This window comes from Streptomyces afghaniensis (assembly GCF_044327915.1).
Lineage (GTDB): Bacteria > Actinomycetota > Actinomycetes > Streptomycetales > Streptomycetaceae > Streptomyces > Streptomyces afghaniensis.
Window position 1 is genome coordinate 885,603 of sequence record NZ_JBIRGJ010000001.1, and the last position, 19,647, is coordinate 905,249.

The following is a 19,647-nucleotide window of genomic DNA, read 5'->3' on the forward strand; positions in this document are numbered from 1 at the left end:
GACCGCCCGCCCGGTCCGCGGGCCATTCCCACCGGGTGCGGCCCCCACGGCCCCGTCGGCCACGGGGGCGGCGGTTCACATCGGCCAGGCCCGTCCGGCGGCAGCCGGAGATCACTGCTCGCGCAGCGGAACCGACACGTACGACGGGTCGTTCGCCGGCGAGGAGAAGGTCAGCTGCGCGCCGGACGGGTTGTGCTCGATGTAGAGCGGGTCGACCGTGTCGACGACCAGGGCGAGGCGATGCCCGGCCGGGACGTCGTAGGCCGTGGAGTACAGCTCCAGGTCGACGCCGAACGGCTTTCCGGGGGTGCGCCCGTGGAAGGTGTACGGCGCGTTGGTGACCAGCTTGCCGAGGCCGAGCGGCCCCACGTCGTACAGGTAGGCGACGAGGGTGCCGCTCTCCTTGGTCGGAGTGAGGGTCGTGTGCAACTTTGCCGTTCCGCGCACCCGTTGGGCCGTGGCGTACTTCTCCGACTGCCATACGGCGGCCCAGCGGCGGGGGAGCAGGGGGATCGAGGCCATCGGGGGCAGCTGGGCCACCTGGTCGAGGATGCTCGACAGGAAGACGACTCCGCCGTCGGCCCCCGAGTTCACGTTGGTGCGGATCGTGGTCGTGCCCGCGAGGGCGAGCTTCCGGTCGGTCGCGGCGACCGACTTCCAGTCCGGGTAGCCCTCGTAGCCGCCCGCGGAGCGGGACTTGAGCTGGACGGGCTGTTCCCGGTCGATGCCGTTGTCCTCGCCCCGCAGGTAGTGGTCGAACCAGCGCTCGGTGTCCTTCCACACGTCGTTGGGCAGCCCGAACAGGCCGGTCAGCTCGGCGGTGGCGTGGTCTCCGGGCCGCATCTCCAGCCGCTTCGGGCCGGTCAGCTTCTCGTAGAAGTCGGCGTACTGGTTGGGCGGGAAGACCGTGTCGCCCCAGGCGTTGGCGAGCATGATCGCCGTGCCGTTCTTGTTGATCTGGTCGACGTAGGTCGCAGCGGAACGTTTCTTCCCCCAGGCGACGAGTTCCGGCTCCTTCGCCAGGTTGGAGGCGTAGAAGTCGTCGAAGGTCTGACGGAGTTCGGCGCTCTGCCGGCCCGTCACCACGCTCGCGCCGTCCAGCAGGGCGGCCGCCTGGACGTGCTGGGTGCGCCCGGAGTAGATCGAGTCGATCAGGTCGGCCCAGCCGCTCAGCGAGGCGACCGCCTTGACGCGCTTGTCGTGCGCGGCGGTGAGCAGGCTGATGCCGGCGCCGTAGGACACGCCCGCCATGCCGATGTGCCCGGCGTCCGAAGGCGTGTGGGCGAGCGCCCAGTCGATGACTTTCGAGGCGTCGGCCACGTCGGGCGGGCCCGCGACTTCTATCTCGCCGCCCGACTGCCAGAAGCCGCGCACGTTGTAGGTGACGACCACGTACCCCGAATCTGCGAGCTTCTGAGCCTGGGCCAGGTACTCGACCTGGGGCAGCCCCCAGCTCGTGGGCATGACGAGCAGCGGGTAGCGGCGTGTGCCGTCGGCGCCGGCCGGGGTGACGACGTTGGCCTTGAGGACGGTGCCGCCGTCGCCCGCGATGTCGACGAACCGGACCGGGTTCGGCGCCGCCTGTGCGGTGGGGGCGAGTCCGAGGGCTGTGCCGGCGACCAGGGTCGCCGAGACGGCGCCTACGGCGGTGGTGCGCAGGGCCTTGCGGTGGTGTCCCACGGGTCACTCCTCACTCGTGTCAGTGACAAAGTGACCAGACGGTAACCTCGCCCCCTTACCAGTGGTAACCCGTCGGTAAGTTACGTGGCAGTAACGATTGTTGAGAAGTGGAGGACTTCAGGAGGCCCGGTGGTTGCCCCGTGGAGCCGGAGCGGGCAGCGGCGTCTGCGCCGCACGCGTCACGTCCTCCACCAACTCGACGACATCCGGCCCGTACGCCTGCGAATTGATCACCTTCAGCAGCAGCACGAACGAGTTGTTGCCGTACTTGCGCGCCAGGCGCTCGTGATGGCGGGCGAGATAGCGGGTGGTGGCCTGGTTGGTTATCGACGTCTGGCCGCAGAACAGGAACACGGGACGGGTGTGCTGGCTGCGCTCCGCCGTGAGCCGGGCGAGCAGCGCGTACTCCTCCTTGCCGTTCTCCACGCGGTAGCGCTCGGAACCGACCAGGAACGAGCCCCGGTCCGGGCTCGGTTCGGCGTCGACGTTGACCCTTACACCGGGCAGCAGGGAGGACAGGTGCGCCGCCATGCGGCGATTGGACGCCGGGCCGCCCACGCAGAACTCGGTGCGCTCACCGAATCCCTGACGTGCCGTGTCGTGCGGAAGGATCTGGGCGTGGGCGTTGCAGTCCTTGATCAGCGCGGCGAGTTCGAGCAGCGCGAACACGTCGTAGCGCATCACGGCGAACTCGGGGCCCCCGGCCCCCCGGTTCACCACCAGCAGCGATTCCGAGTTGTCGGGCAGTCCGAAGAAGGCCTGCTTCCGGCGGAGCTTGCGCCTCCACAGGTAGGTGCGGGTCACCCAGCCGAGCGCGGCGCTGATACCCGCCGCGACCACCCCCAGGACGATGTTGCGCACGTCGTCATTCATGGGCGCGCATGGTAGCGGGCCCGACGCACCGGTGTTCGACGCCTTCCTGACGCGACCATGGCGATGAATTAAGCTGCGCGGACGGCCTTTGACTGGAGGTGCGGATGCGTCGCCCTGTGGCACGGAATCTGACGGTCCTGGCGGTTTCGGCCGCCGTGGTGGTGTCGGTGGGAGCTGCGGCGCCACCCACCGCGCAGCGCACGGGCGGTGAGAAAACGCCCCTGGCCGTCGGCTACGGCGGCGCCGTCTCCAGCGTCGACAGGGACGCCTCCGCCGCCGGGATCGAGGTCCTGCGCCAGGGCGGCAACGCCGTCGACGCGGCCGTCGCCACGGCCGCCGCCCTCGGTGTCACCGAGCCCTACTCGGCCGGTGTCGGCGGAGGCGGCTACTTCGTCTACTACGACGCCAAGTCCCGCACGGTCCGCACCATCGACGGCCGCGAGACCGCCCCGCTGACCGCCGACAAGAACCTGTTCGTCGAGAACGGCAAGCCCGTCCCCTTCGCCCAGGCCGTCAGCAGCGGCCTGAGCGTCGGCACTCCGGGCACGCCCGCCACCTGGCAGACGGCACTGGACAAGTGGGGCAGCAAGCCGCTCGCGAGCGTCCTGAAGCCGGCCGAGCGCCTCGCCCGTGACGGCTTCACCGTCGACGAGACCTTCCGCTCGCAGACGGCGTCCAACGAGACCCGCTTCCGCTACTTCCCGGACACCGCCGAGCTGTTCCTGCCCGGCGGGCGGCTCCCCGTCGTCGGCTCCACCTTCAAGAACCCCGACCTCGCCCGCACCTACGCGGAGCTGGCCCGCAAGGGCGTCGGCGTCCTCTACCGCGGTGACATCGGCCGGGACATCGTCGACACGGTCAACAAGCCGCCCGTGGACCCCGCCTCGGGCTGGAACGCCCGCCCCGGCGACCTCGCCGAGAGGGACCTGGCCGCCTACCGGGCCAAGCTCCAGGCACCCACCAGGTCCTCGTACCGCGGCCTCGGCGTCTACTCCATGGCGCCGTCCTCCTCCGGCGGTACGACCGTCGGCGAGGCGCTCAACATCCTGGAGCGGACCGACCTGTCGAAGGCGAGCCAGGCGCAGTACCTGCACCGCTACATCGAGGCCAGCCGGATCGCCTTCGCGGACCGGGGCCGCTGGGTGGGCGACCCGGCCTTCGAGGACGTACCGACCAGGGAACTGCTGTCGCAGCGGTTCGCCGACTCGCGCGAGTGTCTGATCAAGGACGACGCGGTGCTGAAGAGCCCGCTGGCGCCGGGTGATCCGCGCGACCCGAAGGCGTGCGGCTCCGGCGGTACGGCCGCTCCGACGACGTACGAGGGCGACAGCACGACGCACCTGACGGTGGCCGACAAGTGGGGGAACGTCGTCGCCTACACGCTCACCATCGAGCAGACGGGCGGCAGCGGGATCACCGTGCCGGGGCGGGGGTTCCTCCTCAACAACGAGCTGACGGACTTCTCCTTCACCCCCGCGAATCCCGCCGTGCACGACCCGAATCTGCCGGGGCCGGGGAAGCGGCCGCGGTCGTCGATCTCGCCGACGATCGTCCTCGACCGGCACGACAGGCCCGTGGTGGCGCTCGGGTCGCCCGGTGGCGCGACCATCATCACGACCGTTCTGCAGACGCTGGTCGGGTTCCTCGACCGGAAGTTGCCGCTGGTCGACGCGATCGCCGCGCCCCGGGCCAGTCAGCGCAACGCCGCGCAGACCGAGCTGGAACCCGGGCTATATGACGACGCCGGGTTGAGGAAGCAGTTGGAGGCGATCGGGCACTCCTTCAAGGCGAACCCGGAGATCGGTGCGGCCACGGGAGTTCAGCGGTTGCCGGGCGGGAAGTGGCTGGCAGCGGCGGAGACGGTACGGCGAGGGGGAGGGTCGGCCATGGTGGTGCGGCCGGTGCGCTGACGGGTTCGTCCGCGGGGTACGTGGGGACTGCGACGCGCAGTCCCCCGGGCCCCTGAAGGGCGGGGCGCGTCACAACTCGGCGGGTGGCGTCTCCTGGGTGTGGAACGCGAGGTGGCCGTCCTCCGTGTCCACCGTCACCCGGCCGCCCTCCGCGACCCTGCCGTCCAGCAACAGTCGTGACAGCTCGTTGTCCACCTCGCGCTGGATCGTGCGGCGCAACGGGCGGGCGCCGTACTCCGGCTGGTAGCCGTGCTCGGCCAGCCACTCCACCGCTCGGTCGGTGAAGGTCACCGAGATGCCCTTGCTCTGTACGAGGGACCTGGTGCGGTCCAGCAGGAGGTTGGTGATCCGGCGCAGCTGTTCCGTGCTGAGCTGGCGGAAGACGACGATCTCGTCGATGCGGTTGAGGAACTCGGGGCGGAAGTGCTCGCGCAGGGGCCGCAGGATCTGCTCGCGCCGGGCCTCCTCGTCCGCGTCCGCGCCGCCCGACGCGAAGCCCACGGAGGCGCCGCGGCGGGTGATGACCTCGGAGCCGAGGTTGCTGGTCATCACGATGACGGTGTTGGTGAAGTCGACCGTGCGGCCCTGGGAGTCGGTGAGGCGTCCGTCGTCGAGTACCTGGAGCAGGATGTTGAAGACGTCCGGGTGCGCCTTCTCCACCTCGTCCAGCAGGAGCAGCGAGTACGGGTGCCGGCGGACGACCTCGGTGAGCTGGCCGGCCTCCTCGTGGCCGACGTAGCCGGGCGGGGCGCCGACCAGGCGGCTGACGGTGTGCCGCTCCTGGTACTCGCTCATGTCGAGGCGGACCATGCGGTCCTCGCTGCCGAACAGGGCCTCGGCGAGCGCCCGGGCCAGCTCGGTCTTGCCCACGCCGGTCGGGCCGAGGAACAGGAAGCTGCCGATCGGCCGGTCGGGGCTGGCCAGCCCGGCGCGGGAGCGCAGCACCGCGTCCGAGACGACCCGCACGGCCTCGTCCTGGCCGACCACCCGCTCGTGCAGGTGCTCCTCCAGGTGCAGCAGGCGGTCCTTCTCCTCCTGGGTGAGGCTGCTGACCGGGATGCCGGTCTGCCGGGACACCACCTCGGCGATCGCCTCGGCCCCGACGACCAGGTCCTGGCCCTCGTCGATCTCGCCGTCGCCGCCGGCCTGCGCGATCCGCAGCTTCAGCTCCACGATCCGGTCGCGCAGCTGGGTGGCCTGCTCGTAACTCTCGTCGGCGACCGCCTGGTCCTTGTCCCGGGTCAGCTGCTCCAGCTCCCGCTCCATGGCCCGTACGTCGGTGCCCTTGGTGCGGGCGCGCAGCCGGACCCGGGCACCGGCCTGGTCGATCAGGTCGATCGCCTTGTCCGGCAGCCGGCGGTCGGTGAGGTAGCGGTCGGACAGCTCCACGGCGGCAACCAGGGCCTCGTCGGTGTAGCGGACCTGGTGGTGGGCCTCGTAGCGGTCCTGGAGGCCGCGCAGGATCTCGATCGCGTCGGCCGCGGTCGGTTCCGGCACCATGATCGGCTGGAAGCGGCGGGCCAGCGCCGCGTCCTTCTCGATCCGGCGGTACTCCTCCAGCGTGGTGGCGCCCACGATGTGCAGTTCGCCGCGGGCGAGGGCCGGCTTGAGGATGTTGGCGGCGTCCATGGAACTGCCGTCGCCGCCGCCACCGGCACCGGCGCTCACGACCGTGTGCAGCTCGTCGATGAAGATGATCAACTGGTCGGAGTGGGCGCGGATCTCGCCGACGATGTTGTTCATCCGCTCCTCGAAGTCACCCCGGTAGCGGGTGCCCGCGACCACCCCCGTCAGGTCCAGGGCGACCACGCGGCGCCCGGTCAGCACGTCGGGCACGTCCCCCTCGGAGATGCGCTGCGCCAGCCCCTCCACGATGGCGGTCTTGCCGACGCCCGCGTCACCGATCAGCACCGGGTTGTTCTTGCCGCGGCGGGAGAGGACCTCGACGGTCTGCTCGATCTCCTGGTCCCGGCCGATCACCGGGTCGATACGGCCCTGCCGGGCCAGCTCGGTCAGGTCGCGGCCGTACTTGTCGAGGGTCGGCGTGTTCGTCGGACGCGGCCGCTCGGCCTGGGGGGCCTCCGGCGCCTCGGGGGGTTCCGAGGGGGCGAAGCGGGCCGCGTTCAGGATGTGCCCGGCGGCCGAGTCGGGGTTGGAGGCCAGGGCGCTGAGCACGTGCTCCGGCCCGATGTAGCCGTAGCCGCGGGCCCGGGCCATGTCGTGCGCGTCCAGCAGGGCGCGCTTGGCGGCAGGGGTGAGGGAGAGCGCGGTCGGCGGCGGTGCGTCGTCCGGGGAGTGCTGGGCCGGGCCCGACCGCTCGTCGATCTGCGACGCCAGCGAGTCGGGGTTGGCGCCCGCCTTGGTGAGCAGGGTCCGGGTGGGTTCGGTGGCGAGCGCCGCCCGCAGCAGGTGTTCCGTGTCGAGATCCCGGCTGCCGTGCTCGGCGGCGTACTGGGCCGCGCCGCGGACGAGCTCCCGGGCCGGCTGGCTGAGCAGCCGGCCGATGTCGATCTGCCGGGGACCGGGACGCGGTCCGCCGAAGAAGCGTGCGAGGAATTCTCCGAAGGGATCCGAGCCGTAGCCCTCCGGGCTGCTGAAGCCGCTGCTCATGGGCCTTCCGTTCCCGGCGTCCCCGGCGCGCGGGCGGGGGACGCCCTCGCTGGTCGACGTGCCGGGGTCGGGTAACCCGGGTGGCAGCCGGTTACACCTGGGGCGCGCTCGTAGAACACCTTCGCACGATCGCGGACAAGGGGCACCTTCGGGGCGTAGCCGGGTAATCCCGGCACATCTCTGCGTGCGGTCGGGACGATCTCAGCGTGCGGTGAGGATCCTCGGGCCCGCGTCCGTGATCGCCACCGTGTGCTCCGCGTGGGCCGCTCGGGAGCCGTCGTCCGTCATCAGGGTCCAGCCGTCGGGGGCCGGGTGGAAGGTGTCGATGCCGCCCGCGATGACCATGGGTTCGATCGCCAGCGCCATCCCGTGCCTCAGGCGCATCCCGCGCCCCGGGCGGCCCTCGTTCGGCACGCCGGGGTCCTCGTGCATCCGGCGGCCGATGCCGTGGCCGCCGAAGCCGTCCGGGATGCCGTAGCCCGCGGCGCGGCAGACGGTGCCGATCGCGTGGGCGATGTCGCCGATGCGGTTGCCGACGACGGCGGCCTCGATGCCGGCCGCGAGGGCGCGCTCGGCGGTCTCGATCAGGCGCAGGTCGGCCTCGCGCGGGGTGCCCACGATGAAGCTGAGCGCCGAGTCGCCGACCCAGCCGCCCAGTTCCGCGCCGAAGTCGATGGAGACCAGGTCGCCGTCACGCAGCCGGTAGCGGGTCGGGATGCCGTGCACGATCGCGTCGTTGACCGAGACGCAGAGGACGGCCGGGAAGGGGGTCGGCGCGAAGGTCGGCCGGTAGCCGAGGAAGGGCGAGGTCGCGCCGGCCTCGCGCAGCACGTCGTGCGCCACCTCGTCCAGTTCCAGCAGGGATACGCCCACGTCGGCGGCCTTCTGCGCGGCGGTCAGGGCGCGGGCGACGACCTGGCCCGCCTCGTACATCGCATCGATCGACACATCGGTCTTCAGCTCAACCATGCCAATTACTATACCGGTATTAGAATGGGGGCATGGTGCGCACCCCTCTCACCCCAGAAGAGCGCGATCGCGGCGAACGGCTCGGCCGGCTGCTGCGTGAGGCGCGTGGCGACCGGAGCATGGCGGAGGTCGCGGCGAGCGCGGGCATCTCCCCGGAGACGCTCCGGAAGATCGAGACCGGGCGGGCTCCGACCCCGGCCTTCTTCACCGTGTCCGCGCTGGCGGGCGCGCTCGGGCTGTCGATGGACGAGCTGGCCGGGCGGTGCGTGCCCGCGCCGGTCTGACGAGGCGGTGCTGAGGCTCCTGCGCCGCGTGTGAAAACTCCCCGTAGCACCGCTGTAACACGACTGGTGTTGCCTACTGGGCGGAGTGTCCGGTCGGGCGGGAGTTGAGCGATGGCGGTGGATCGACTCCCAAGTGAAGTACGGGAGTTCGCGCATTACCTGGACGGTCTGCTGGCACGCCTGGATCCGGCCGGGGGCTGGTGCGCGGTGTTCTGGCAGCGCGACCCCGAGGGCATGCGGGCCTGTCTCGACGGGCGGGAGATGCCACCGTGGGACGTGGTCGAGGCGCTGTTGCAGGACCTCGCCGGGCAGTACGGCCCGGGGGGCGCGGGCCCGGAGACCGAACGCGCCCGGTCCCTGCATGCCGCCGCGCTCGCCGCCTACGATGCCCGGCCCGGTGGCCGTGACGCCCTCGGTGACCGGCTCGACGTCATGCTCCGCGAACAGAAGTACGCCGCCGAGCGCCAGACGGAACTGACCCGACTCCTCGCCACCGCCGCCACCCGCGAAGAGGCCGACACCCTCCGCCTCGACCTCGCCTGGGCCCACGACGACCACGAACGCGCGACAGCGCGCTGCGCGGAACTCCGGGCCCGGATGGCCGACTTGGACCGCCGTGAGCGGGGCGTGTTCCACGGGGCGTGGGGTGACGGCAGGCCGGGGCCCGCTGCCGGTGTGTCCGTCGGCGCGGGCGCGGTTCCGGGCGGACGCGGCGGCGGTGGGTCCCCGGGCGGCGACGACGTTGCCTGGTCGGGCGCGTGGCGCCGCGGGCCGAACGACGGAGGCTTCGCGGCGGAGGGGGTTTCGCGAGCGGGACAGGGCAGGGAGGCGGGCCCTGGTACGGCGCACGGGGCTTCGCGAGCGGGATCGGCCAGGTGGGCAGCCTCTGGCGCGGCGGCGGACGGGGCTCGACCGGCAAGGGCCGACGGGTACACGTCTGACGGCCCGGCACCGGACAGCGGCCGTATGCGATCGGCCCCGGGCGGCCCGTACGACCCCGGCATGCCTGACACGGCTCGGCGCCGCGAGGACCCGCCGTCAGGCGTGACGGGTGCGGCCGGTCGCCGTGCCGCCCGGCATCCGGACGCCGACGCGGACCCGGCAGGGCGGCCCGATGCCCGGGACGGCGGGTCTTCGGCAGGTCATGCCGCCTACCGGGAGACGGCGTCCGGCGTCTCCCCGGCCAGGGCCGGCCGGACGGATCCCCGCGACGGAGAGCACCCGGCGGGGCACGCCGCCTCCTGGGAGGCCGTATCCGGTGGCGCGTCCGACGGTTTCGGGGCGCCCCCGGCCACACCGGAACCCGCAGTCGCCCCGGAACTCATCGCCACGCGAGAACCAAGCGCCCTCCGCGAACCAATCGCCCCCGGAGAACCAAGCGCCCCTCCAGGACCCGCCGCCGCCCCAGGACCCGCCGCCACCCCGGAACCCACCGCAGGCCCAGAACCCCGCGCCCCCAAACAACGCAAGCGCCGCCGCGGCAGTGCCCGTTTCGCCGGAATGGTCGAGGAGGACGCCCCTCCCGTCGTCGCACCGTCCGGTGCTGTGCCGCTGCTTCCCGACCCCGCCCCCGTGACCGGCCGCCGTACGCCCCGTGGTGCACGGTTCGCCGGGGCCGCCGAAGCCGTGGGGGAGGAGCGTGCGGAACCGCGCGCCGTGGACGTCGGTGCGGCCGAGCGGAGGGACGTCGTGCAAGCCGTCGAGGCCCTCGCGCGGCTGCGGAAGGAGGGGCGCAGCGGCGAGGCGCACGCTCTGCTGGTCGAGGCCGCGTCCTGGGCCCCGGCCCGGTTTCCGCTGCTCGCGCACGAGCTGGAGCGGGCCGGGCTCGGTGCGGACTGGCAGACGCTGCTCTGGGAAGCCGGCTCGCTGCCCGCCGGGCGGCTGGTCGCCGCCGCGGACGCGCTGGGTGCGGCCGGGCGCGCGGGCGACGGGCAGCAGATCCTGCGACAGGGGGCCGGCCGGCCCCCGGGCGAGATCGGAGAGGCCGTCCTCGGGCTGGTCGCCGAGGGGCGCCACCGCGAGGTGCGCGTGCTGCTCGACGTGTACGTCAGAGCCCGCACTCCCGAGGAGGTGGCCCGCAGCGCCGGGCCCGGTCCGCAGACCCTCGTACCGCTCCTGCTGGAGGCCGCCCGGGGCGTGTCGGACGAGCGCCGCTGGGACCTCGTGCACGCCCTGCGAGTCGCCGGATTCCCTGCCTGACCGGGCATCTCGTGCCCCCGGCGACTCACCCACAGGAGTGCGAATCGCGCCCGGCACCGCGGGTTGGGGACGATGGTCTTGGCAAGCCTGGGCCGGAGGCTTACGTTCGTGGCTCTACGGCCCGCTTCTACGGGCGTAGAGGCGCTGACGTCGCGTCGAAGGAGCAGCTCATGGCCAACGTCGTACGTGCCGCCCTGGTCCAGGCCACCTGGACCGGCGACACCGAGTCCATGGTGGCGAAACACGAGGAGCACGCCCGCGAGGCGGCCCGCCGGGGCGCGAAGATCATCGGTTTCCAGGAAGTCTTCAACAGCCCCTACTTCTGTCAGGTCGAGGAGCCGGAGCACTACCGCTGGGCCGAACCCGTCCCCGACGGGCCGACCGTACGGCGCATGCGGGCCCTCGCGCGCGAGACCGGCATGGTGATCGTCGCGCCGGTGTTCGAGGCGGAGCAGCCCGGCTTCTACTACAACACCGCGGCCGTGATCGACGCCGACGGCACCTACCTCGGCAAGTACCGCAAGCACCACATCCCGCAGCTCAAGGGTTTCCGCGAGAAGTTCTACTTCAAGCCGGGCAACCTCGGCTGGCCCGTCTTCGACACGGCGGCCGGCAAGGTGGGCGTCTACATCTGCTACGACCGCCACTTCCCGGAGGGCTGGCGGCAACTCGGCCTGTCCGGAGCCCAGCTGGTCTACAACCCCTCCGCCACCCACCGGAGCCTGTCGTCCCACCTGTGGCGGCTGGAGCAGCCCGCGGCCGCCGTCGCCAACGGGTACTACATCGCGGCGATCAACCGCGTGGGGCAGGAGGAGTACGGCGACAACGACTTCTACGGGACGAGCTACTTCGTCGACCCCCGCGGGCAGTTCGTGGGCGACGTCGCCAGCGACAGCCAGGAGGAGCTCGTGATCCGGGACCTGGACATCGACCTCATCGAAGAAGTGCGGCAGACGTGGGCCTTCTACCGCGACCGCCGCCCCGACGCCTACGAAGGACTGGTGCAGCCGTGACCAACGACCTGCTGGGCCGCCACCGGGCCGTACTCCCCGACTGGCTCGCCCTCTACTACGAGGACCCCCTCGAGATCACCCACGGCGAGGGCCGTCACGTCTGGGACGCCCACGGCAACCGGTACCTCGACTTCTTCGGCGGCATCCTCACCACGATGACCGCGCACGCCCTGCCCGAGGTGACCAAGGCGGTGAGCGAGCAGGCCGGGCGGATCATCCACTCCTCGACCCTGTACCTCAACCGGCCGATGGTCGAACTCGCCGAGCGAGTGACCCAGCTGAGCGGCATCCCGGACGCCCGCGTCTTCTTCACCACCTCCGGGACCGAGGCCAACGACACCGCCCTGCTGCTCGCCACCGCCTACCGGCGCAGCAACACGATCATGGCCATGCGCAACAGCTACCACGGCCGCTCCTTCAGCGCCGTCGGCATCACCGGCAACCGCGGCTGGTCCCCGACCTCGCTGTCCCCGCTCCAGACGCTGTACGTCCACGGCGGCGTGCGCACCCGCGGCCCGTACGCCTCCCTCGGCGACGACGACTTCATCGCGGCCTGCGTCGACGACCTGAAGGACCTGCTCGGCCACACCCGCGCGCCGGCCGCGCTGATCGCCGAACCCATCCAGGGCATCGGCGGCTTCACCTCACCGCCCGACGGGCTCTACGCCGCCTTCCGCGAGGTGCTGAACGAGCACGGCGTCCTGTGGATCGCCGACGAGGTGCAGACCGGCTGGGGCCGTACCGGCGAGCACTTCTGGGGCTGGCAGGCCCACGGGCGGAACGGGCCGCCGGACATCATGACCTTCGCCAAGGGCATCGGCAACGGCATGTCCATCGGCGGTGTCGTCGCCCGCTCCGAGATCATGAACTGCCTCGACTCCAACAGCATCTCCACGTTCGGCGGCACCCAGATCACCATGGCGGCGGGCCTCGCCAACCTCAACTACCTGCTGGAACACGACCTCCAGGGCAACGCCCGGCGCGTCGGCGGCATGCTCATCGAACGGCTGCGGTCCGCCGCCGCGCAGGTGCCGGCCGTACGGGAGGTGCGCGGACGCGGACTGATGATCGGCATCGAGATCACCAGGCCGGGGACCGACGAGGCCGATCCGCAGGCCGCGGCGGCCGTCCTGGAGGCGGCCCGCGAGGGCGGCCTGCTGATCGGCAAGGGCGGCGGCCACAACACCAGCGCCCTGCGCGTCGCCCCGCCGCTGTCCCTCAACGTCGCGGAGGCCGAGGAAGGCGCCGCGATCCTCGAGAACGCTCTGAGGAGCATCCAGTAGCAGTGCACTGAACAAGGGAACGGCACCATGACCATCACCTTGGATTCCCTGGAACCCGCGCTGTCGGTCCGGCAGGTCCTCACCCTGGAGCGGGTGCTCGCCGGGGAGCCCGAGGTGGTGGCCGGCGCGAGCCATCTCGACCGGCCGGTGCGCTGGGTCCACGTCGCCGAGGCCGCCGACGTCGGCGTGATGCTCAGCGGCGGCGAGATGATACTCACCACCGGTGTGCTGCTCGCCGGCGACGAGGAGAAGCAGGCCGAGTACGTCCGGTCGCTGCACCGCGCGGAAGCCGCCGCCGTCGTCCTCGGACTCGGCCGCGCCTTCCCCGCAGCGCCGGCCGTGATGCGCCGGGCGGCCGAGCGGTGCGGGCTGCCGATGGTCGTCCTGCACCGGCCCTTCCCCTTCGCCGAGCTGACCGAGGAGGTCCAGTCACGGCTCGTACGGCGCAAGTTCGCCGCCGTCAGCCTCTCCGAGGCCGTCCGCACCGAACTCACCGCCCTGATCACCGCGGGCGCCCCGCTGCAACGCCTGCTCGACGAGGTCGCCCGGCACAGCGCCTGCCCGGTCGTCGTCACCAACCTCGCCCACCGCGTCCTCGGCACGGCGGGGGAGCGGCCGGCGGTGGACGACGTGCTCCGCGACTGGGAGCGCATCGCCCGTCAGGCCGGAGGCACCGAGGGCGACGGCTGGATCCGGGCCGAACTGGGCGGACGCGGGGAGCGCTGGGGCCGGATCCTGCTGTGCGGCTACCGGGGCGACACCGCCACCGGGCGGCTGCTGGCCGACCGTGCCGCCGAGGCCCTCGTCCTGCACCGCATGCTCGGCGGCGGCGCCGCGTGCTCCTGGGAGGAGCAGTCCGCGCAGAGCCTGCTGACCGACCTGGCCAGCGGCGTCGTACCGGCACGGCAGCTGCTGCCCCGGGCGCGTGCGGCCGGGCTGCCGGTCAACCGGCGGACGTTCGTGCCGCTGGTCGTCCGCGACGGCGACACCGCCCGGCTCGACCGGCTGCTGCGTCTGCTGGGCCTGCCCGGGCTGGTCGCCGAACTGGCCGACGGAGCAACCGCCGTGCTGCTCAGCCTCCCCCGCGACCAGGACGCGGACGCCCTCGCCGCACACTTCGCGACCCGGCTGCGCTCCGAGTCGGGACCGGCCCGCACGGTCGTCGCCGCGGCCGACCCCCGGGTCGCCTGGGACGACGTCCCCGCCGGACTGCGCGAGGCCCAGCACGTCGCGGACGCCGTCGCCGACTCCACCGCCGTCCTCGACCTCCCACCGGTCGTGCGCCTGAAGGACGTCCACCTGCGGGGCCTGATCCGCCTGCTGCGCGACGACCCGCACGTGCAGTCCTTCGCGGAGCGCGAGCTGGACGGGCTGCTGTGCGAGGCCGAGGAGGACCTGCTGTCGGTGCTGCGCACCTACCTGGCCACCGGCCGCAACAAGTCCCGGACCGCCCAGCTCCACCACGTCTCGCGGCCCGCCCTCTACCGCCGCCTGGAAGCCATACAAGTCCGCCTCGGGGTGGACCTCGACGATTTCGAGCAGGCCGCCTCGGTGCACATCGCACTCCTCGCGCACGACGCGCAACAGCAGTGAAACACCCGACCACCTGGGAAAACGGCGGTGAAACATGGGCACACGGCAGAGTGACACGGTGACACGCCGCACGCCCGCAGACGTGACACGGTGCAACTCAAAGAGCCCGTCCCGGCTTCCTAGGCTCACGGCACACCGAGCGACCGGAGGTCCCGATGAGCCGAGTGATCCGTGCCGCCGTCTTCCAGACCGCATGGACGGGCGACAAGGAGTCGATGATCCAGGTCCACGAGCAGGCGGCCCGCGACGCGGCCGCGCAGGGTGCTCAAGTCCTGTGCTTCCAGGAGCTGTTCTACGGACCGTACTTCTGCCAGGTCCAGGACCCGGCCTTCTACGAGTACGCCGAGCAGATCCCCGAGGGCCCGATCGTCCGCCGCTTCCAGGCCCTCGCCAAAGAACTGGGCATCGTCCTGGTCCTGCCGATGTACGAGGAGGAACAGCCCGGCGTCCTCTACAACACCGCCGCCGTGATCGACGCGGACGGCTCCTACCTCGGCAAGTACCGCAAGACACACATCCCGCAGGTCAGGGGCTTCTGGGAGAAGTTCTACTTCCGCCCCGGCAACTCCGGCTGGCCCGTCTTCGAGACGGCCGTCGGCAAGGTCGGCGTCTACATCTGCTACGACCGGCACTTCCCCGAGGGCTGGCGCGCACTCGGCCTCGCGGGCGCCGAGATCGTCTTCAACCCCTCGGCCACCTCGCGCGGCCTGTCCGGCTACCTCTGGCAGCTGGAACAGCCGGCGGCGGCCGTCGCCAACGAGTACTTCGTGGGCGCGATCAACCGGGTCGGCGTCGAGGAGTACGGCGACAACGACTTCTACGGCACGTCGTACTTCGTGGACCCGGAGGCCCAGTTCGTCGGCGAGGTGGCGAGCGACAAGGAGCCCGAACTGGTCGTCCGCGACCTGGACATGGCCAAACTCCGCGAGGTCCGCGACCGCTGGCAGTTCTACAGGGACCGGGCACCGGGGGCGTACGGCCCACTGACAGCTCCGTAGGACGTCCGCTGGGGGGACGTCCTCAGGGGCGCGGGGAACTGCGCGACCAGCCACCCACCACCCGCACCAACCCACTGCGAGGAGCGACCACGACATGAGCAGCCGTACAGTCATCCGCGGCGGCCTCGTCATCACAGCCTCCGACGAGATCCACGCCGACATCCTGATCGAGGACAGCCGCATCGCCGCCCTCGCAGCCTCCGGCACCCCCGCCGCCGAGGCCTTCACCGCAGACCGGACGATCGACGCCTCCGGAAAGTACGTCATCCCCGGCGGCGTCGACGCCCACACCCACATGGAGCTGCCCTTCGGCGGCACCTTCGCCTCCGACACCTTCGAGACCGGCACCCGCGCCGCCGCCTGGGGCGGCACGACGACGATCATCGACTTCGCCGTGCAGAGCGTCGGGCACAGCCTGCGCGAGGGCCTCGACGCCTGGCACGCCAAGGCCGAGGGCAACTGCGCCGTCGACTACGGCTTCCACATGATCGTCTCCGATGTGAACCAGGAGACGCTCAAGGAGATGGACCTGCTGATCGAGGAAGGCGTCACCTCCTTCAAGCAGTTCATGGCCTACCCGGGCGTCTTCTACAGCGACGACGGCCAGATCCTGCGCGCCATGCAGCGCTCCGCCGAGAACGGCGGCCTGATCATGATGCACGCCGAGAACGGCATCGCGATCGACGTCCTGGTCGAGCAGGCCCTGGCCCGGGGCGAGACCGACCCGCGCTACCACGGCGAGGTCCGCAAGGCCCTGCTGGAGGCCGAGGCAACCCACCGCGCCATCAAGCTCGCGCAGGTCGCGGGCGCGCCCCTGTACGTCGTGCACGTCTCGGCGACGGAGGCGGTCGCCGAGCTGGCCCGGGCCCGCGACGAGGGGCTGAACGTCTTCGGCGAGACCTGCCCGCAGTACCTGTTCCTGTCCACAGACAACCTCGCCGAGCCGGACTTCGAGGGCGCGAAGTACGTGTGCTCCACCCCGCTCAGGCCGAAGGAGCACCAGGCCGCGCTGTGGCGGGGCCTGCGCACCAACGACCTCCAGGTCGTCTCCACCGACCACTGCCCGTTCTGCTTCGTGGGCCAGAAGGAACTCGGCCGCGGTGACTTCTCCAAGATCCCCAACGGCCTGCCGGGCGTGGAGAACCGTATGGACCTGCTCCACCAGGCGGTCCTCGACGGGCACATCTCGCGCCGCCGCTGGATCGAGATCGCCTGCGCCTCGCCGGCCCGGATGTTCGGCCTCTACCCGAAGAAGGGCACCATCGCGCCGGGCGCCGACGCCGACGTCGTCATCTACGACCCGCACGCCGAGCAGGTCATGTCGGCCGAGACCCACCACATGAACGTCGACTACTCGGCGTACGAGGGCAAACGCGTCACCGGCCGGGTCGAGACGGTCATCTCGCGCGGCGAGCCCGTGATCACCGAGCGGGAGTACACCGGGCACGCCGGGCACGGCGTCTTCACCCCGCGTTCCACCTGTCAGTACCTCAACTAGGAGTGGTGCCGATGGACTTCGGACTCGTCCTGCAGACGGACCCGCCGGCCTCGCGGGTGATCAGCCTGATGAAACGCGCGGAACGGAACGGATTCTCGTACGGCTGGACCTTCGACTCCGCCGTGCTGTGGCAGGAGCCGTTCGTGATCTACAGCCAGATCCTGGCCAACACCACGAAACTGAAGGTCGGGCCGATGGTGACCAACCCGGGGACCCGCACCTGGGAGGTCACCGCCTCCACCTTCGCCACGCTCAACGACATGTTCGGCAACCGCACGGTCTGCGGCATCGGCCGCGGCGACTCCGCGATGCGCGTGGCCGGCCGCAAGCCCAACACGCTGGCCCGGATCAGCGAGGCCATGAAGGTCATCCGGGCGCTCGGCAGCGGCCAGGAGGCGGACCTCGGCGGCGGCACGGTCGTCAGGTTCCCGTGGATCGGGCCGGGCGCCGAACTCCCCGTATGGATGGCCGCGTACGGCCCCAAGGCCCTGAAGATGACCGGCGAGGAGGCCGACGGGTTCATCCTCCAGCTGGCCGATCTGTATCTGACCGAGTACATGGTCAGGGCCGTGAAGGACGCGGCCGTCGCCGCCGGCCGGGACCCCTCGGAGGTGACCATCTGCGTGGCGGCCCCCGCCTACGTCACCGAGGACGACTCCCCGGAGGCGCTCGCCCACGCGCGCGACCAGTGCCGGTGGTTCGGCGGGATGGTCGGCAACCACGTGGCCGACCTGGTGTCCAAGTACGGCGAGCACTCCGCCGCCGTCCCCGACGAACTCACCGACTACATCAAGGCGCGGGAGGGCTACGACTACTCCCACCACGGCCGCGCCGACAACCCCGACACCCAGTTCGTGCCCGACGAGATCGTCGACCGGTTCTGCCTGATCGGCCCGGTCGACAAGCACGTCGAGAAGCTGAACGCGCTGCGCGAGCTCGGCGTGGACCAGTTCGCCGTCTACGACATGCACGACGCACAGGAAACCGTGATCGACACGTACGGATCGCGGGTCATCCCGGCCGTCAACGGCTGACAGCCAGCACCACTCCCTTTGAGCTCCCCCTTCCCGCCGGCCCGGGAAGGGGGCCCAGGACGCTCCCGAGCGCACCCCCCATCGGCGCCACCCGCATGGCCTTTCCCGTCCCACCTCCATGATTGGCCTGGCCCATGACCGACACCGCTCCCACGGCCCCGCCGCCGACCACCCAAGTCACCCTCGCCGACGGCCGGGTGGAGATCGCCCCGGGCGCCCCCGCACCGACCGGTCCCTACGCCAACGAGGACCTGCTGCCGGTCCCCGTGGAGAAGCGCACCTGGACCACGTACAACTTCTCCGCGCTGTGGGTCGGCATGGCCCACAACACGGCCTCCTGGACCCTGGCCTCCGGACTCATCGCCGTCGGCATGGACTGGAAGCAGGCGGTGTTCACCATCGCCCTGGCCAATGTGATCGTGCTGATACCGATGCTGCTCACCGGGCACGCCGGACCCAAGTACGGCATACCCTTCCCGGTCTTCGCCCGGGCCTCCTTCGGCATCCGCGGGGCCAACCTGCCCGCCGTCGTACGGGCGCTGGTGGCGTGCGGCTGGTTCGGCATCCAGACCTGGATCGGCGGCGAGGCCATCTACTTCCTGGCCGGCAAGCTCGTCGGCAGTGGCTGGACGGACGCGGCGAAGGTCGGCGGTTACGCCTGGACGATGTGGCTGTCGTTCGCGATCTTCTGGGCGCTTCAGGTCGTCATCATCTACCGCGGCATGGAGACCATCCGCCGCTTCGAGAACTGGGCGGCGCCCTTCGTGCTCGTCGGCGCCTTCGTGATGCTGTGGTGGATGAGCGACAAGGCGGGCGGCTTCGGTCCGCTGTTCGACCAGCCGTCGAAGCTCGGCTGGGGCCCGGACTTCTGGAAGCTGTTCGCTCCGGCGCTCATGGGCATGATCGGCTTCTGGTCCACGCTGTCGCTGAACATCCCCGACTTCACCCGCTACGGCAGGAGCCAGAAGGCGCAGACGTGGGGCCAGGCCCTCGGTCTGCCGACGACGATGACGCTGTTCGCGTTCCTCTCCGTGATGGTCACCTCCGGCTCGCAGGCCGTCTACGGCGAGGCGATCTGGGACCCGGTACAGCTCGCGGCCAAGACCGACAACACGGTGGGCCTGCTGTTCGCCCTCGTCACCGTCCTGGTGGCCACGCTGTCCGTCAACGTCGCGGCCAACCTGGTCTCACCCGCGTTCGACTTCTCCAACATCGCGCCGCGGAAGATCAGTTTCCGGGCGGGCGCGCTCGCCACGTGCGTCCTCGGTGTGCTGATCTTCCCGTGGAAGCTGTACTCCGACCCGCAGGGCTACATCTTCACCTGGCTCGGCCTGGTCGGCGGCCTGCTCGGCACCGTCGCGGGCATCCTCATCGCCGACTACTGGATCCTGCGCCGCTCCCGGCTCGACCTGGCCGACCTGTACCGCACGGGCGGCCGCTACTGGTACGAGGGCGGCTGGAACTGGCGGGCCGTCGTCGCCTTCGCGGTCGGTGGAGTCCTCGCCGTCGGCGGCGCCAGCTTCAAGCCGCTGATCGACGGCCGCCCGATCCCGGCCCTGGCCGATCTGGCCGACTACGGCTGGGCGGTGGGCCTGGGCACGTCGATGCTGCTGTACCTGGTGCTGATGGCGGCGCGGGGCGGCAACCGGGCCACCGTCTGACACGGACACGGACACGGACCCGGACGCGGATGCTGGAGGGCG

Annotated in this window: 14 protein-coding genes; 10 read left to right on the forward strand and 4 right to left on the reverse strand. The window is 71.4% G+C overall.

The features are described from left to right. Positions 1-111 precede the first annotated feature (111 nt). The gene (locus ACH4G3_RS03615) at positions 112-1,680 is read right to left on the reverse strand and encodes a CocE/NonD family hydrolase (protein WP_397622894.1); all 1,569 of its coding nucleotides are present in this window, start codon (positions 1,678-1,680) and stop codon (positions 112-114) included. 117 nt (positions 1,681-1,797) lie between these two features. Beyond that, positions 1,798-2,553: a hypothetical protein gene (locus tag ACH4G3_RS03620; RefSeq protein WP_354746305.1), complete on the reverse strand. Its 756-nt coding sequence runs from the start codon at positions 2,551-2,553 to the stop codon at positions 1,798-1,800. 104 nt (positions 2,554-2,657) lie between these two features. On the opposite strand from ACH4G3_RS03620, the gene ggt reads away from it, so the two are divergent. After that, positions 2,658-4,463, forward strand: coding sequence for a gamma-glutamyltransferase (ggt, locus tag ACH4G3_RS03625; protein WP_397622895.1), 1,806 nt, complete (start codon positions 2,658-2,660; stop codon positions 4,461-4,463). Positions 4,464-4,532: 69 nt separating this feature from the next. Here the strand turns inward: ggt and ACH4G3_RS03630 are convergent, their stop codons facing one another. Continuing rightward, on the reverse strand, positions 4,533-7,073 hold the full coding sequence (locus ACH4G3_RS03630; RefSeq protein WP_397622896.1) for an ATP-dependent Clp protease ATP-binding subunit: 2,541 nt from the start codon (positions 7,071-7,073) through the stop codon (positions 4,533-4,535). A 201-nt stretch (positions 7,074-7,274) separates the two neighbouring features. Further along, positions 7,275-8,042 (reverse strand): type I methionyl aminopeptidase, encoded by a 768-nt coding sequence (gene map, locus ACH4G3_RS03635; protein WP_397622897.1) that lies wholly within the window; start codon positions 8,040-8,042, stop codon positions 7,275-7,277. 32 nt (positions 8,043-8,074) lie between these two features. Between map and ACH4G3_RS03640 the strand changes: the two genes are divergently transcribed. The 9 genes from ACH4G3_RS03640 (at position 8,075) to ACH4G3_RS03680 (ending at position 19,605) form a co-directional block, all read left to right on the forward strand. After that, complete coding sequence (locus tag ACH4G3_RS03640) at positions 8,075-8,326, forward strand: helix-turn-helix domain-containing protein (RefSeq protein WP_397622898.1); 252 nt, start codon at positions 8,075-8,077, stop codon at positions 8,324-8,326. Between the two features lie 111 nt (positions 8,327-8,437). Beyond that, on the forward strand, positions 8,438-10,525 hold the full coding sequence (locus ACH4G3_RS03645; RefSeq protein WP_397622899.1) for a hypothetical protein: 2,088 nt from the start codon (positions 8,438-8,440) through the stop codon (positions 10,523-10,525). A 170-nt stretch (positions 10,526-10,695) separates the two neighbouring features. Further along, a complete protein-coding gene (locus ACH4G3_RS03650) occupies positions 10,696-11,538 on the forward strand; it encodes a nitrilase-related carbon-nitrogen hydrolase (RefSeq protein ID WP_397616225.1) in 843 nt (280 codons plus the stop codon). Further along, a complete protein-coding gene (locus tag ACH4G3_RS03655) occupies positions 11,535-12,821 on the forward strand; it encodes an aspartate aminotransferase family protein (RefSeq protein ID WP_397622900.1) in 1,287 nt (428 codons plus the stop codon). Before ACH4G3_RS03650 ends, ACH4G3_RS03655 begins: the two co-directional genes overlap by 4 nt. A 27-nt stretch (positions 12,822-12,848) precedes the next feature. Next, positions 12,849-14,414, forward strand: coding sequence for a PucR family transcriptional regulator (locus ACH4G3_RS03660; RefSeq protein ID WP_397622901.1), 1,566 nt, complete (start codon positions 12,849-12,851; stop codon positions 14,412-14,414). A 155-nt stretch (positions 14,415-14,569) separates the two neighbouring features. Beyond that, complete coding sequence (locus ACH4G3_RS03665; RefSeq protein WP_397616222.1) at positions 14,570-15,412, forward strand: nitrilase-related carbon-nitrogen hydrolase; 843 nt, start codon at positions 14,570-14,572, stop codon at positions 15,410-15,412. A gap of 94 nt (positions 15,413-15,506) precedes the next feature. Then, positions 15,507-16,910 carry a dihydropyrimidinase gene (gene hydA, locus ACH4G3_RS03670; protein WP_397622902.1) on the forward strand — a complete coding sequence of 468 codons (1,404 nt, stop codon included), beginning with the start codon at positions 15,507-15,509 and terminating at the stop codon, positions 16,908-16,910. Between the two features lie 11 nt (positions 16,911-16,921). Next, positions 16,922-17,944, forward strand: coding sequence for a TIGR03842 family LLM class F420-dependent oxidoreductase (locus ACH4G3_RS03675; RefSeq protein WP_397622903.1), 1,023 nt, complete (start codon positions 16,922-16,924; stop codon positions 17,942-17,944). Positions 17,945-18,078: 134 nt separating this feature from the next. Beyond that, positions 18,079-19,605, forward strand: a complete 1,527-nt coding sequence (locus ACH4G3_RS03680) for an NCS1 family nucleobase:cation symporter-1 (RefSeq protein WP_020277062.1) — start codon at positions 18,079-18,081, stop codon at positions 19,603-19,605. The last annotated feature ends 42 nt before the right edge of the window (positions 19,606-19,647 follow it).